Annotated in this window: 11 protein-coding genes; 4 read left to right on the top strand and 7 right to left on the bottom strand. The window is 46.3% G+C overall.

What is annotated here, in order from left to right; all coding sequences use genetic code 11:
• The first annotated feature begins 872 nt into the window (after positions 1-872).
• On the top strand, positions 873-2,147 hold the full coding sequence (locus tag ACYVJM_RS06605) for a hypothetical protein (RefSeq protein ID WP_461147398.1): 1,275 nt from the start codon (positions 873-875) through the stop codon (positions 2,145-2,147).
• A gap of 1,843 nt (positions 2,148-3,990) precedes the next feature.
• Here ACYVJM_RS06605 and ACYVJM_RS06600 read toward each other — a convergent pair.
• Together ACYVJM_RS06600 and ACYVJM_RS06595 are read right to left on the bottom strand one after the other, a co-directional pair.
• On the bottom strand, positions 3,991-4,758 hold the full coding sequence (locus ACYVJM_RS06600; protein ID WP_461147397.1) for a hypothetical protein: 768 nt from the start codon (positions 4,756-4,758) through the stop codon (positions 3,991-3,993).
• A 278-nt stretch (positions 4,759-5,036) separates the two neighbouring features.
• Positions 5,037-6,143: an LGFP repeat-containing protein gene (locus tag ACYVJM_RS06595; RefSeq protein ID WP_461147396.1), complete on the bottom strand. Its 1,107-nt coding sequence runs from the start codon at positions 6,141-6,143 to the stop codon at positions 5,037-5,039.
• A 487-nt stretch (positions 6,144-6,630) separates the two neighbouring features.
• On the opposite strand from ACYVJM_RS06595, the gene ACYVJM_RS06590 reads away from it, so the two are divergent.
• Both ACYVJM_RS06590 and ACYVJM_RS06585 read left to right on the top strand, forming a co-directional pair.
• On the top strand, positions 6,631-6,990 hold the full coding sequence (locus ACYVJM_RS06590) for a hypothetical protein (RefSeq protein WP_461147395.1): 360 nt from the start codon (positions 6,631-6,633) through the stop codon (positions 6,988-6,990).
• A 1,483-nt stretch (positions 6,991-8,473) separates the two neighbouring features.
• Positions 8,474-9,202 (top strand): 3-keto-disaccharide hydrolase, encoded by a 729-nt coding sequence (locus ACYVJM_RS06585; RefSeq protein ID WP_461147394.1) that lies wholly within the window; start codon positions 8,474-8,476, stop codon positions 9,200-9,202.
• 3 nt (positions 9,203-9,205) lie between these two features.
• Here the strand turns inward: ACYVJM_RS06585 and ACYVJM_RS06580 are convergent, their stop codons facing one another.
• The 4 genes from ACYVJM_RS06580 to ACYVJM_RS06565 all read right to left on the bottom strand — a co-directional run bounded on the left by ACYVJM_RS06580 (position 9,206) and on the right by ACYVJM_RS06565 (position 12,691).
• A complete protein-coding gene (locus ACYVJM_RS06580; RefSeq protein WP_461147393.1) occupies positions 9,206-10,243 on the bottom strand; it encodes an aldose epimerase family protein in 1,038 nt (345 codons plus the stop codon).
• 188 nt (positions 10,244-10,431) lie between these two features.
• Positions 10,432-11,232: a TIGR02757 family protein gene (locus ACYVJM_RS06575; protein ID WP_461147392.1), complete on the bottom strand. Its 801-nt coding sequence runs from the start codon at positions 11,230-11,232 to the stop codon at positions 10,432-10,434.
• 39 nt (positions 11,233-11,271) lie between these two features.
• Positions 11,272-11,484 carry a hypothetical protein gene (locus ACYVJM_RS06570; RefSeq protein WP_461147391.1) on the bottom strand — a complete coding sequence of 71 codons (213 nt, stop codon included), beginning with the start codon at positions 11,482-11,484 and terminating at the stop codon, positions 11,272-11,274.
• Positions 11,485-11,491: 7 nt separating this feature from the next.
• Positions 11,492-12,691 (bottom strand): LysM peptidoglycan-binding domain-containing protein, encoded by a 1,200-nt coding sequence (locus ACYVJM_RS06565; protein ID WP_461147390.1) that lies wholly within the window; start codon positions 12,689-12,691, stop codon positions 11,492-11,494.
• Positions 12,692-13,047: 356 nt separating this feature from the next.
• On the opposite strand from ACYVJM_RS06565, the gene porX reads away from it, so the two are divergent.
• Positions 13,048-14,622, top strand: coding sequence for a T9SS response regulator signal transducer PorX (gene porX / locus ACYVJM_RS06560; protein ID WP_461147389.1), 1,575 nt, complete (start codon positions 13,048-13,050; stop codon positions 14,620-14,622).
• 103 nt (positions 14,623-14,725) lie between these two features.
• On the opposite strand, the gene ACYVJM_RS06555 is transcribed toward porX, so the two are convergent.
• Positions 14,726-15,958, bottom strand: coding sequence for an ROK family protein (locus tag ACYVJM_RS06555; protein ID WP_461147388.1), 1,233 nt, complete (start codon positions 15,956-15,958; stop codon positions 14,726-14,728).
• Between the last annotated feature and the right edge of the window lie 165 nt (positions 15,959-16,123).

The raw sequence follows: 16,123 nt of genomic DNA, 5'->3' as shown, positions 1-16,123 counted from the left end.
TCCGTTAGCGGGTTGTTTCTTACAGGGTACTTGGTGAGGGGTTCAGGGCTGATGGTCTATCTGCGGGTTAAATCCAGCAGCCAGCTTGAGGGTATGCGGGGTTGATTGCGCTCAACAAAACAGGTGTGTAAATGTCTCCCTACGGTCGTCATCTGCCATCATCGGCGTTGGGTGTGGGTCTATGCAGTGAGCCAAAGGCGGGCTACCTGCGACAATGGGGCAACAAGCTAGCTAGGCTGTGGCTCATGGGCGAGTGACGTGTGATAAAGGAAACGCCTGAATTGGGCAAGCGAAGATTGACTGGTTTCGAGAGGCTATAAGCAGATAAAATTTCTCTAAACAACTTAAAAGCATGTGCACCACCTTTATTGTAGTCATTATCATTGCCGCAGCAGGTATTTCAGCTCGAATTGTTAAAAACACAATCCGTTTTCCTAGGACGATAGCCACGTTCTGTTTATGGCTTAGCTTAAGTCGTTGTTGCTCACTCAGCGTGGGGTAGCTTACTTTTGACAGGGAATACGTCCCGAAGTCAACGTTAACATCCCAACATGATGAGAATGTAAAGGTGCAAACTGCTCGCGTTAAAAGATTAGCTTCAAAGCCATTAGCCCCTTGTTGGCGTTGGGGACATCAGCCATAAGAGCTTGTCCGGTGTATTACTGGCGACAGGCAGTGCGTCTCAGGGGTCAAGTTTGGGCTTTTTCACGCAGTGCAAATCCTAGATAATACACCACGGGGCGGGCACGGCGCGTCAGTTACGGTTACAATAGTCAAATCTTGTCAGTATAGCTACTCAAACACATGTTAAAAGAAAGATATTTTCATTGAATTTGTACTTATCACACATAAAATGACCAAACACAACAACTATGGAAAAGGCCGTACTCTCTACCCTTCTGCTTATCCTCTTGTCGCTACCTTCTGAAGCCCAACTTGATCGACTATTTAATCGTGTTGGCAGGAACGCAGAGCGCACAGCGAATAAGGCAGTAAACAACGCGGTTAGAAAAAAAACTAATCAGGTCGATGATCTTATCGAGGACGCAATTTATGATAGGCTCGAAAAGTCGTCGCTTAAGAAAAGAAACTTACACCAACACAGGAACGTACCTGTAAAAGCCGAGAATGATACTCGGGTAGCGATTGCTGAAAATCTACTAGTCGACATTGAAGGGAAATACCCCGATGGGTACGCTCCTAAGTGGAAACATATCACCTACGAAGGGTGGCTTGAAACACCCTATGAAGATTTTATTCGCCCAACGGCTGCATTGAAAAAGCGAAATAAAAAATTTGCAATTGGCGATTATTTGGGAAAAGCCGTGCTAATGTTTTCCAGTTCGGAAGTATGTGATTGTTATGCCGATATCGAGATAAATAATGTGGCCTTGATTACGGAAAAGCCACAGACATTCAGGGTTACTAATTTTACGAAAATAGAAAATCTGCGCCGAGTTAATAAGAATTGTATTGGCAACAAATTTGAGCAAGGCGGCTGGGAAGGGCAGTTAACGCTATCGGCAAACCGAGACGGTGATATACTAATGAGTTTGGTTACGGAGAGCTACAAGGCAGAGTTCGCCAAAAGTATTGGCGTATCGTATCGGTATATCGTCAACGATTATAAGATAAAAAACGAGATGTCGGCAGCAAAAGCCGTCAAAACGATTGAGGAAGAAATAGCGGCAAAGAAAGCAAAAAAAGAATTTATGGAAAAAAGTGAGCAACAAATTCAGGCTCTTCTTAAGCAGTTTAAGAAAAAATACACTAAAGATTGTTCAAGCTGTTTCAGTAGGCATAAAAGTATGTCTATTGAGACCGAAAAATCATACCTGACCGATGGGGAGAATATATACAGCCACACAGATTATAATCCAAGTTTGAATTCTGAACTTGGTAATAATTGTGATTACACGATTAAATTTGTGGGTATCCAGCAAAAATATAGTGACGAAAAGGGATATTATTATCAGGAAGTAGTACGAACGATGGGTCCCAATGAAAAACGAGAGAGTAAACAAGGAATGCTCTCCTATCTGTTTACTTCCCTAGCGGGTTTGAATGACGACATACAAGTGCAGGACGGATACTGCATAGAATGTTTTCGAGTCAATTCCATACAGTGGCTCAGAGTGAGCCGATAAAGGAATTTCGACCTCAAACAGCTTCGACTTCTATCCACATCAATTCCAGCTTCAGTCCGGTTCGGCGGCATCTTGGCGACAAGGAGCGTGAGTCCCAGAGCAAAGGTTTTCTGATTACTCAAGCGTAAAGTCGGTAGTATGTTGGTGCTTTGGATCTGTATGGTTGGGCTTCGTACAGCAGGGGGCTGGATAAACCGAAAATGAATAGCCCAACCAGCAAAGTTCGTTAAGATTAGCACCGGCACACCCAAATTACTGCTTTCAAATCCATCAACCCTTGTGGATATAGGGTGAATACAACAAGCGGTGTACTAGCGACAGAATAAACGTCCAGTTAGGCAGGTTATAGGTTTCCAAGTTCAGCAAGCACTCCCGGCGACAGAGAATACGAACCAGTTAGTCAAGTTTAGATTATAGGTGGGTACTGCGTGATAAAATGAACAAAGTGACTGTAATATTGCCTCATTTTTAGAACTCTAATAATCATCTCCATTTTTATAAAAACGCCGGCATTACAAATCATCACTTGCTCAACACTGTTACTTTGGGGTTTTACTAGTCAATCTTTTGCTCAAAATTACATCAAGCTAAATGATCTTTTTGATTTAACTTCCTTAATGAATTCAAGCCTTAACGCTTGCGATTTCTAACAATCCCACTATTTATGCTACTTGTGCTAGGGAGTATATGCTAGATAAGACACGTAATCGCCGTAGCAAGCACTTTGCCTAATTATCTATGGAGATATTTCCCTTTGTGGGATACTTGGAAATGCTGGATCTAGGTTACAGTCTGTATAAAACTGTTTTATTCATGAAGAAACATTATCTGCATCCTTAACACACTCTTTTTCTGATAGTAGACTATTCTCTAAAAATAAAAGTAACCCTGCTCTTGTGTCAATTTTGAGAAAAATGGTACTGGGTAAAACATTGCCTTCTTATATAAATAAATCCGTATTGATTAAGCTACATTGATGTACTACGCAAATAAGAGTATTTGCCCTGTTATACCCGTAGGCTATGAACAGGAGTTGACAGTTATTAAAAAGGCAAACTGATTAAACGACCCATTGTTGAAACAAATACCTGAACGATCCTTCGTCTCAAGAGGGAGGATTCAAAGAGACAGTAATTTTTAATAACTGTCTCACAATTCGCTCATTTCTATGGCTCGGGCCACCCCGCTAAATATGGTGTTTGATAAATCTTACAGAGACTTAGATCAACGGATAGCTGAGCCCGCCGGGCGGCCCAACTTTGCATACAATTCAAAGCAACTCTGTGAAGCCTACCGCTATGGCCGTTCCAACGTATCGGGACCGTCGAGGTAGTAAGGCTGCTCACATTTGGGAATGATCGAAGATTACCAGAAAAAGAAATTCAACTTTGGAATAGTATCATGGAAGTTAACTCATGGCCTATGCCTCGAATTAACTTCCATGATACTATTACTGGATAGAACCGCTTTATATCAATAATCTGGCGAATTAAATCCCTATGTGTTAACTATTCCCACACGGAGTATGGGCTAGGGCGCGCACGTATTCATTCATGGATTTACCAGTCCTGGCAAAGGCTTTTCCAATTACCGAAGAGTTTTATTGATCAACTTCACAAATCGACCAGGTGACTCGCTCAGCTAGTCAGAACAACAGAAAAAAGACGGTAAGGGACTTTAATTGTGCTCATGGCGTGTCTTACGAGCAGTAGAATACTGAAAGCCAAAGAGCGCTTAGTTGCTTTGTAAGCCACACTTAGAGAGGTATACTTAGGTGAGCAGTGTCTTACCAGCTGGTAGATATGTTTTGTATGGCTTTCAATGAATCACAGAATCAATACCACTAACCGCCAAGTGCCGTAACTCGTGAGGCAAGCGTAGCTAAGCTGACGGCAATACCTTGTACATCCTGAGCTTGTTTTTGTTGCAGGCTAGCCAGTTGCTGTTGAAGATTAGTAACCTGTTGCTGCAGCGTGTTGATTCGGGTCTCTAAAGAGCTTACTCGTTGAACTAACTGCCCCACATTGGCTACTTGCTGTTCTGTTTGGACAATACGTTGAAGCACATTAGTCCCTTGTACACTTAGCATTCCTGTAACCGTGACGTCACCCTCGAAAAGACCTGCTGGAGCGCCTTTTCCATAGATTCCCGGCCCTTGATTGGTCAAATGGAATCCAGCAACTCCAAAGGCGCCTGGACAGCTGGTATGTCCTTTCACGCCAGAACCCCCTTCGTGCCCGTCAGCCCAAACGCCAGCGGGGCCATTTTCGGTGCCGAACGTTTCGCCGAAGAGTCCAACCCACTTTTTACTTTTGCCAATGACACCCGCCCCGCTTTCGTTTTCCCCCATAACACCCGCTCCACCCGTTGTACTTCTACTATGGCCATAAACCCCCATCCACGTTTGACTTTCTCCCCAAACGCCGGTACCGCTACTTTGTCCGTAAACGCCCGGCCCTGCCGTGGGGGTTTGGTTATCATTAATGCCAACAACAGCCCCATGCGCGTCGCCTGCGTGCGATACACCTCGGATAGCCTCAAATAGATTCGACTCGGCGGTAACGGCTGCCTTCGCTACTGTTTCTGACTTGGCAACAAGTAGATTTTCCATATCAAGATTTTTTGGTTTAGAACGGTAAACGAAAACCCTCTCAAACTGATCTGACACCCTGTACAGACCGAATTAGCAAAAGGCCAATCTTTCCGGTTCTTGTCCTGTCAAGCTTAAAAAGCCCTGTTTGCAGGCTTCTTTTGTCCAACAGCAAAAAACAGAATAATCAGGTAACTCAGGTTTTAGTTGATTGCCACGAGAGAAAGTAAGCAGACTAGCAGGTTGCCCCGCTAAACACAAAGCAGTAAGTAGCCACCAACGGCATACGCCCGATCTGATTACTGCACTACTACGCCACTGCGTGGCGTCCAAAACAATGATCCGCCTTGGAATCGTTGTAATCGACCGCCTGCCTGGTCCGTCTCTGCACTGATCGGATAACCCAGACGGCTTCTTTCTGAACCTAGTTGAATCCACTTATCACGAATGGCCCCGTAAATTTCATGAGCGCCACTTTCCGGTGACCAATAAATGGATGCCACGGGTTTACCCGGTAGTTGAATAGCCTGGAAGTGATTGAATCGTCCATGCCCACTGCTGGTCGCTACTTCATCCGTAATGGGATAACCGAATGCTTCTCGACCCACTTGCAACCAGCGTTCACCTATGGCACCCCACACGATATGAGCACCCGTTGTGGGATGCCAGGAGATAATCCCCCCGGTAAAATTTTGAAATCGACCGAGCGTGTCAAACGTGGCTATTTCACCGGAAACAGGCCGACCCAGCGGGCCTGTCACCCGACCGCTTTGGACCCATTTTTCCCGAATAGCCCCATACAGACCAAACTCATTAACTGCCTCGAAATTTAGGGTGTAGCGCCCGCCATCGCCCGCAAATACGAGTGATTTACTGACCACCAGGCCCGACTCGGCTTGCCTTAATTCGTCGCCTGAGAAACGGAGTTCCTGAGGCATTCCAACTGTGTCATCGAAGTTGGGGGCTCCCGTTGGTGTGGCAATAGCCGAATTTACATCCCGAATCAAAGCTGCCACTTTGTCGACTCGACTTAGGGATAGACTACTCAAAACGGATCCGGCGACAATGCCCTTCACAATTCCCCGCAGGTTCCCAGGACTACCATCGTCATTTTCCATCAGCGCGACCACAAATAAAACTTGTTCTGGATCGGCCAATGGGGCGGGCGCCCTATCTAATCCCCAAAATGGCTGAGCAATACCGGGTCCTGGATGAGTTTCGCCTTTATCCACATCCCCAAAGGGACCGTATAGAAAAACCTCATAAGCGGGAATGGGAACCGGGAAACCGGCTACACTCACCGAAGAGGCCAGATTCACCGTGGTAACGAGGAGATAGGGCTCATCGGCCCCTGCCTCGTCCGTTTCTTCATGGCAGTGAATACTGCTCAAATAAGCTTGGATCATGTTGATTTTAGTTTGAGCGGGTTAGTCCGATCTTAAACTAGAGCGACTACCGCTGTGATACCCACCACTATTATTGCTGTAAATGTCAGCTTCATTCACATAAGTGGCAATAACCCTTTTCACCCATATACTTAATGGTTTTCTTGGTGGAGCGAATTGAACTACTGTTAGCCGGGGAAGGCCCACTGTTTAGTACCCTTAAAAAGTAAAAAATGCGTTCGGGTTAACGAACAATTGACAACCGCCTAAACGTACAGCCGCTGAAAGAATCTTGACTAGCTAGCCTTGTAATAGAGTCGAGCTGAAGGCGCTTCCAGCGTGCGCCGTTACTAAGCTAATCCGCGGCTAACCAAATGGAGCCGTCCGTTTTGTGTATCCGTTTACTAAGCGCAGGGCGTGGCTTATTGGTCTGAACTTACTACTATTACTAGCTTTTGGTATCAGCAGTTGTCACAAAACAATTCAGGTTGATCCCATTCTCTATCCTTTGAAAGACTATACCCTGGATTTGCAACAGGCAAAAACATGGTTACCCGGTAAATGGAAGCTGGTGAAGCAATCGTCCATGCTGCTTGATGCCAATCTGCCGAATGTAGAACTGCTGATCGATGAGAACCAGATTAAGGTAATCGACGAGGGTACTCAAATTGATAAGGTTGACTATGAACTAGTTAAATTAGCCTACCAGGCAGGACCCTATTTACAGCTTCAGACCAATGCCCAGCCCCGAGAAAATAATTGGTATGTGCGGAATCCTTCCTTATACATTAAGGAAGATCGAATGTATTTTGATTTAGGCCGGGCGCAGGATTTGCCAGCTTATGAATTCAATAGAGTAAGGTATTGAAGTCGGCTTGAACTTTATGAAGCGTACTACTTATGGGTCAGACGCTCGATTTACCAGTGGCAAAACGTCTTTGTCGTCTCGGATTTGGGAGCGTATTTTGAGAATAACCGTGCTTAATCAGTTTCGTGTAACACTCATCATTTGGAAGTGTTAATCTATTTGGAGAACGGCTTGATATTTGTATAATTCTTAGTCAAGTTGCCTATGGAATGTGGCTGTTGCAAATGTCAACAGGACTGCGAAAATCCCTGCCTAGTAAGCAGATTTTGCCTTGTAAACGGAATGAAACTAGCCATTCACTCAAGGCCGTCACACCCGTTTTAGACTTTTGCAACAGCCACGGTTACTAAGTTTTCCAATAAGGACTATTCAAAAATGACACTTGATGGGTTAGTGTTAGCAGAGAAAGAAATAAAAGCAGGAACAATCGCATCCGCATTTACCATTGGTATGCTGGTTGGTGTGGCTGTGTAATCAGCCACGGGCGGTAAATTTCTGATTACAATTTGTCTGCTTGCTGCTTCTCTTTTTATAGGGTACAAAAATTCACATAACAGGAAGGCTATCCAGACAGAAATTGTAAACAGAAAATCAGTTCATTAATTATTCTACTCCACTCTACACTGAACCAGCTACGGTGAGGAGGCTAATGTGTGAAGCCGTTTCAGGGCTATACAGGTAACACCAATAATTAATAGTTCCAGATTGTCACTATAATAAGTTTTTGAACAAGGGGGATTCTGTGGTAATGACCTTTAGCCTACTATGTTCGTCAATGATTGGAAAAACACTTCATGAAATAATTAATCGCTTTACTCTTTATTACGTTTAATCTAACGGCATTCGCTCAATCATTCAAAACGTCAAACCCTGATAGTATTCGATTTAATATTCAGGATGTATATAATTTCCGGGACGAAATAACTAATCCGTACATCAGGAAAGCGGCCGGTAATTTTGATGATCTGGACGTGGTGTGTCTGCATGAAATCGTTCATTATCTGCAAAAGCTTGTCGCTAAAACTAATATAGAATATGCCTTGGTAGGAGGAGCGGAATTTGTAGCTCATCATTTAACGGGCAAATCGACCATGCAGACCGCGTTTGATCAAATGAATCCGGCACTCGAAAAGTGCGATATGGTCTGAATTTTCCTCTCAGGCGAACAAATCTGTATAGGTAAAATGGTTCTTAGCTCTGGGCGCCGAGCAAAAGAAACGTCCGGGTATGTTGGGTTATATTATAGGTTTTCGTATTTGTGAGGCTACTACAAAAAGGCTAAAGACAAACAGGCAGCGTTAGGAAATAAAGTCATCCTAAGGGAGCCACCTACTATTCTCGTAGGGGGCAGGCTATTAAGTTATTGGTGTACTATACTACCTTCCGAATACATAAGCAAATACAAGTGCATAACGATTACCTCGAACGCATGAGGAGTTTATCGCGCCAATTGCCTTATATGAGCTGAATCTTTATAATCAGTATGCTCTTCAAGTTATCAGTTCTTGGTTTGTTTATTTGCTTTGCCAGTGTCTTTACACAGGCTCAGACGGTTAATACGTTATCGGCTCAGGAGAAGAAAGATGGCTGGAAGCTGTTGTTCAATGGTCGAAATGTAGCCGGATGGCATAAGTATGGTGCCAAAGGAGTTGGCTCATCCTGGAGAATAGACCAGGGCGCTTTGAATTTAAATGTACCCAATCGCGTAGGCAACAAAGCACCGGATGGGGGCGATCTGGTAACGGATGCCGTGATTACCGGTGATTTTGAGTTTACAGCCGAGTGGAAAGTTGAACGCTTTACGAATAGCGGTATCTTTTTCTTTGTTCAGGAAGACTCGAAGTACAAAAATATTTTCGATACAGGGCTTGAGCTGCAAGTGCTTGATGATGCTATCTACGAAGGCGCGGATGAAAACAAACACCGCGCCGGCGACTTTTTCAGCGTAGCCAACGCGCGTGTTCGGGAACTGCAACCGGTGGGTAGCTGGAACAAGGTGCATTTTGTCCTGAAAAAGAACAAATTGACGGTTTCCCTGAATGGGTTTAACATTCAGGAACACGACCTTAAAAGCGCTGAATGGAAACAGCGCGTTGCCGCCAGTAAACTCAAAGATGCGCCAATTAGCAAAGGGCAGTTTACGGGGCACATTGGTTTACAGGACTGGGGAAGTAGCGTCTGGTTCCGGAACATCAAGATGCGTTCGCTCTAGAACTTATGCCAAGCGCACCCAGATGGTACCCGACATGGTTTCGCCAGGGTTCAGAATGGTTAAGCCCTCACCGTTGTTGAACGAATCCACATTGGCCGTAAGGGGCTCAATAGCGATACTATCGCGCCGGGTAGGGGTAAAGCAAACCAGGTAGTTGAATTTGCCAGGGCCGGTTTCCTGTCCAACAATAAGCCGCACGCCGGAGTCAAGTGAGGTCAGGATGGTTTCGGCGAAAGTGTCTTGACTGTTATAATCACTGGTTGGTTCAATGGCAAAAGCGGTGTCCAGTTGCTGGTCCTTGAGGGTAATCTCCCCGGCTTGTTCGGGCGCCTGTCTCCCCGCTGGAATCATCTTTTCGTCGAGAAGTATAGGCGTACGCGCTGGCAAGGATAAACTCATTTCATCAATGGGTTGATCAGACAGCGTAAAATAAGGGTGCCAGCCAAAAGCAGACGGACTGCGTCGAATCCCCGTGTTAACGACCGAGTAGCTAACCTCCAGGGCACACATGCGGTCGTCATTCACCATGCTGCCACGCTGCAATTGGTTTGCCTGAACTAATTTATAGCTGACCGTCAGGGAAAACGGGAAAGGGTATCCCACCGTGTCGCCAGCGTAATCGTACTGTACCACCAGCTGGGCGTAGGTTGGGGTTACCTCCTCACTGACAACGCTAAAAACGCGGCCATGCACAAAGCCATGCAGGGCACTGTCACGTCTCATTTCGTTCATTTTTAAGGCAAAATCTTCGCCCTCAAAATGGTATATGCCGTGCCGTATCCGACTGGGAAACGGGTACAGAAGCGCACTTGAGTAGCTCTCGTCAGTAAGTAGCGCCTGGGGCGACTCGGGAGCTAATAGTAACGGTAAAAGGTAGCGTCCTTTGCGCAGAACCAGTCGGCGGAGTATGCCGCCAAAGCCGGGCAGCACGGTGATGAATTCGCCCGTTTCGGTATGTTCGAGTATGTATTCGGTAAGTGGTTCGGTGGCGGTAGCCGTTGGTAACGTACCGAAAGGCTGAGTCGTTATCTGAAAAGGCATGATATAAAAGACAGTGGTCTGTATGGGAGATCAGGTCTGAAATTTTTCAATAAATCCGGCAACTGCCACCAAACGAGTACTGCTTGTGGAGAAGCCCATAAAAAGGTAATCCCTCCAAGGTATTTATTGTTTGATAAATTGGGCCAAAAAATACCCACCGACCCACTGTTTTGCCCTGTTGCATCCCGTTATAGTTCGCCTTCAACGCCAAGCCCAAAAAGGGCAAAGTCATATCGTACGGGGTCTGTCGGGTCAAACTGGCGCAGCGTTTCCGTTAGTTCGAGGGCGGCTTTCCAATCGGTCTGGGGTCGGGTGAGTAATTTCAGATGCCGTGCCACCCGATTAACATGCACATCGATAGGAATTACCAACTGCTGGGGGCTAAGACGTGTCCAAAGACCAAAATCAACACCACGGTCGTCCTGCCGGACCATCCACCGCAGAAACATCAGCAAGCGTTTGCACGACGAATTTCGAGCCGGTGTAGCAATGTGCTTGCGGGTCCGTTCGGGAAAGAAATCGCTAAGGCCACAAAACCGATCATGAAAGGTAATGAGAGACGATTCGACGGTTTGTAGAGACCGGCTGTCGGAAGGATCGCTCAAATCGGGTAAAAAAGCACTTTCAAGCGAGTCGTTTTCCAGGTAGAACTGTTGGAAGAAATGCAGGAAATAGAGCGCATCTGTCGCGTTAAAGGTGCGGTGTTTAAAGTTCAAAAAGCGCTTCAGGTCGCTCTCTGCATGATTCCTGACAAAGTCGTGGGGGGCTCCATCCATCAATTCCACCAGCTCGTTCGCCTTCTTGAGGATAACCGGCCGCTGTCCCCAGGCCAGTACAGCGGCCCAGAAGCCCATCAGTTCAATATCCTGTTTCTTGCTGAAACGGTGCGGAATGCTGATAGGGTCCCGCTCAATGAAGGAAGGCCGATTATATAAATCGGCCTTCGCATCTAAGAAATCTCTTACTGAATCAATTTGTGCCGTAATCAATCGAAATTTATCAGTTAAAAAGGCATGTTGCCCGGACAATCATTTGCTTTTGCCACCGCTGATAACCCATGCCATTGCTCGGGAGATACCGGAGAAGGTAGCTAAAAGCGCAGACATGACAAATGTAAAGACGGCAATGAAGGGATACGCCAGCGTGAACATAATACTGAACGTTACGTAGCCAGGCGAGGCTTTCATCTGTTCGTCGCGCTTTTGATGACGTCGGGCAATCCGTTCTTCTTTGGTTTCCATAATTGAGCTATCGAACAATGTAACTAACCTCAGCCCGAAAACGCCGATCTACGGGCGAAAGTTTCGCGAAGGCCTGTGTCGATAATTTAATTAAGATCTTGTCATTGACGCCTGTATTGGGCAAACGGCCAATGACTTTCACCCAAATGCTTTGATTGTTGAACTCGTTACGTACCTGCACGAGTGTACCAATGGGGGCTGTTCGGTGTAGAGCGAGGTACTTACCGGAGCCGTCATTGCCTTCAATCATTTCGGCAACACCGCTGCTGGACATCCGCCGACCTCGCGTTGGCATGGGCGCGTCGTTGCCGGGCCGGGGTAGTTCTACTTCTTCAACTGGCTTCTCGGCTGGTTTGGCGCTCGCTTTCGTCTCGGATTCCGCGGGCTTGTTCTCAACCGGCTTCGTCGCAATGGGGACCGACGAGGACTCTGGGTGGTGCTCTGGTTTGGCTTCGGCCGGTGGGGCGGGCCGGGTTTCTGTTTTATGTGGCTCACTCGGGCGGCTGGCCGGGTGCACTGACGCATCCGGTTCAGAGCGACGGGTCGGCGTATCAACTGATTTGGGCGTTGTGACAGGCGTTGGAGCAGAAGGCATGCGCGACTGGTACGCTTTCTCCGAGACGATCAGCGCCTGCCCAATGAGCACATTGTTGCCCGGAAGGTTGTTCCATTTGCGGATGTCGGCCTGCGAAACGCCATATCGACCTGCCAGACTGTACAGCGTTTGTCCGGTTTCAACAACGTGAATGCCTGCCTTGGCAGGATCATCCGTTTTGATAACGGTTTTCTCCGCCTGCTTTTCCGGTTTAACGTCTTTGGCTTTGGGTGTCTCTGCTACTTTCGCATCCTTTTTTTCTTCCTTTTCCTGTTTCCTGATCGCTTTGTCGATGACTTTCGCTTCTTTTCGGGTCAGCGCACCCTCCGGAATCTGAATCCGGACGAGCTGGCCGTACTTGACCCCATCTTTTAGCTCAGGATTGGCAGCCCGGATGTCGGCCACGGAACGCTTGTAACGTCGGGCAATGCCAAACAAGGTTTGCCCTTCATCAACACGATGCAGAATAAACCGTTTGCCGTCTTTTTTTTCAACCCCTACTGAATCGGTAACTATTTTGCTTGCCGGAAAGTGTGGGTGGGCCGCCAGAGCTTGTGTGAATGCCAAACCCGCCAGCAGACCCAGAGGCATATAGAAAGGAAGTTTTTTCATGGATTTGTATCCACCGATTAACCGATTGAAATACGTGTTAATGATCACGTTGCTAAACGGCTTATAGTGTAAAATTAACGCAAAAATGCAGTTGTTGTTATGGATGGTGGATTTACAGACCTGGGCTCATGCTTAAATATACCCTGTTCTGAATTCACAATTTTGATCAAAGTTTCAATAAATGTACGTTTATTGACTTGTTAAAAAACCTTAAACAAGAACCACATAAACAGAAGTGGTCGTTTGATGTTTACCAATAAAGTAGTGAAACGTTGAAAACGAAGAATTACCGATGCCGTAAATCCGGCGTTGGAACGGTCTCCATTCGGCTTTTCACTTCCAACTTCTTAAAAATTATGCAAAATTATTCGATACTCTGGGCCGACGATGAAATTGATCTCCTGAAACCCCATATCCTTTTTCTGAAGAATAAAGGCTACGATGTTACATCCGTAAACAGTGGGGCCGATGCGCTTGATCAGGTTGAGCAGGCCAACTACGATGTTGTTTTTCTGGACGAAATGATGCCGGGTATGACGGGACTGGAAACGCTCTCGCAAATCAAGCAGATACGTCCGAATCTGCCCGTCGTGATGATCACCAAGAGCGAAGAAGAGCATATCATGGAAGAGGCTATCGGCTCCAAAATTGCCGATTACCTGATCAAACCGCTGAACCCGAATCAGATTTTACTGTCCGTTAAAAAGATTCTGGATAATAAGCGTCTGGTTACCGAGCGAACGAATATCGGCTATCAGCAGGATTTCAGAAACATCTCCATGCAGTATAACGACCGCATGGATTTTGATGAATGGGTTGATGTGTACAAGAAACTCATTTATTGGGAACTCGAACTCGACAGTTCGCAGGATAAAAGCATGTCGGAAGTGATGAACATGCAGAAGAGTGAAGCCAACTCCGAATTCTGCAAGTTTGTGATTGACAATTACGAAGACTGGCTAAACGACCCCAAAACCGAAAGCCCCATCATGTCGCACCAACTGATGCGCAAGAAGGTATTTCCATTGGTTGAGTCAACGCCCGCATCGTCCGGTTCAGCGCCTTTGTTCTTTATCCTGATCGATAATCTGCGGTACGACCAATGGAAGGTGATCCAGCCGCTGCTGGCCGACTACTTTACCGTTGAAGAGGAGTCGTCGTATTACTCGATTCTACCAACCACCACCGGCTTTGCCCGGAATGCTATCTTCTCTGGCATGATGCCCAGCGATATGGAAAAGAAACACCCCGATTTATGGGTGAATGATGACAGCGAAGATGAGGGGCTGAATAATCATGAAGAGGAATTCCTGCGCCGGCAGCTCGACCAGAGCCGTTTGAACATCAAGATGTCGTACCATAAGATTCTGAATGTTGGTCAGGGTAAGTCGCTTGTCGATAACTTCAACAACCTGTTACAGAATCAGTTAAACGTAGTTGTGTACAACTTTGTTGATATGCTTTCCCACGCCCGTACGGATATGGCCATGATTAAGGAACTGGCTCCTGATGAATCGGCATATCGGTCCATTACCCGGTCGTGGTTTTTGCACTCACCACTGCTTGAGTTTGTTCAGAAAATTGCGTCGAAAGGCGGACGGTTAATTATTACGACAGACCACGGCATGATTCGGGTGCAGAAGCCCGCTAAAATTGTCGGCTACCGCGAAACGAATACCAACTTGCGCTATAAGCAAGGCAAGAACCTCGGATTCGACGATAACCACCTGTTTGTCGGTCGTAAGCCGGAACGCTTGTTCCTGCCTAAGCCGCACGTATCGACAGCCTATGTGTTTACCCTGGAAGATTACTTCTTCGCGTATCCCAATAACTACAACTACTACGTGAATCACTACCGAAACACCTTCCAGCACGGGGGCGTATCACTGGAAGAAATGATTATTCCGTTCGCGTACCTGAAAGCGAAGTAGGGGAGTGCTGTAAAAAGTGAAATGAGTGGCGTAGGTGAATTCAGGTATATCTGTTTCACTTACGCCACTCATTTCACTTTTTATACCAACTACACTTACTACACTAATAATTTGCGAAGATATCTTCCATCATGTAGGCGTGTGTGCCCAGCCATTTGGCGGTGCCATTCAGCTCAGTTACTTCGATGGTCATGTCGTTTCGGAAGTCACTTAAGCAGTATTTACTGATTGCCTGCTCAATTGTATTCAGAATAAAAGCAGCTGCTTTGGACAGCACACCGTCGACAATAATTATTTCGGGGTTGAACAGGCTAATGGCTATAGCAAGACCTTTGCCCAGCTGATAGCCTGTTTCATGCAGAATATCAATGGCGTAGGAGTCGCCGGAGTTGGCCGCGTTAATGACCTCGTCGATATCCAGTTGATCGACCTGGTCGCGGAAGGTGGCTAATTTGGAGACCTGGCCAGCCAGAATATCGGTTTGCGCACGTTTCACCACGGCAGAAGCGGAGGTGATGGTGCTCAGACAGCCAATCTTTCCACAGAAGCACAGCTCGCCGTCCGGATCGACCTGTATATGACCCAATTCGCCTGCAAAGCCGCTGGCACCCTGGAATACCTCCCCATTAACTACAATACCCAGTCCAACACCCCAGTCAATATTGATAGCGAGCACCTGCTTCTTACCCTGAGCCCCGCCAAACCGGCTTTCACCCAATACCGTCGCCTTGGTGTCGTTGATCAGGTAAACGGGCTTGTTGAGCTGGGTTGAAAGCCATTGAGGAAGCGACTCGCCCGTTTGGTGTAAATTCTTATACGTCAGATTTAGCCCCCGGCGAGCGTCGACCAGACCCGGCATAGAAATACCAATGGCAATAAGATCGTCGATGTTAATATTGGAATCGGTTAATGCACTGGTAAAATAATGAACCAGCGAGGTAAGAAAGCCCGGATTGTCGTTTAGCCGCAAGTCATAATCTCCGCGAAAGATCACCTTTCGCTGCACGTTCATGAACAGAATCTTTGTATCATGGGTGCTAACATCCAGCACGGCTACGTAATTGCTCCGGGTATTCAAGCCAAATAGAACGGGACGGCGACCATTACTTCCAGTAGCTGTACCAATAGGCGTAACCCATTGACTTTCGATGAGTTCCTCAACTAAAGATGTTACGGACGGTACGCTGCTATGCAGCATTTTGGTTAGATGAGCCAGTGTACAGGTGCCCTCCGAATACAGGTGAGCGAGCACTTTTCGTTGTTTCTGGTTTTTTTTGTAATCAACAACCGACTGAGAGGCTGGTGTATCTTCGTCAATGGTAAAAGGTGTGTTCATTTTTAATGGACAAGAAATAATCGTTACGGAATGTACAGGTATACGGAAGAATAAGGTTTAGTTTTAAAGCAAGTGCTATACTTGAACTACTTATATATGTAATGGCCAATTATTTTAAAAACTAATCAAATTTTTATCGTATTACTTGCTAAATTCTACATAAAT

The sequence above is a fragment of the Spirosoma pulveris genome (assembly GCF_054781875.1).
Note: the sequence above shows the minus strand (reverse complement) of the source record. Positions and strands in the feature narration are given on the sequence as shown.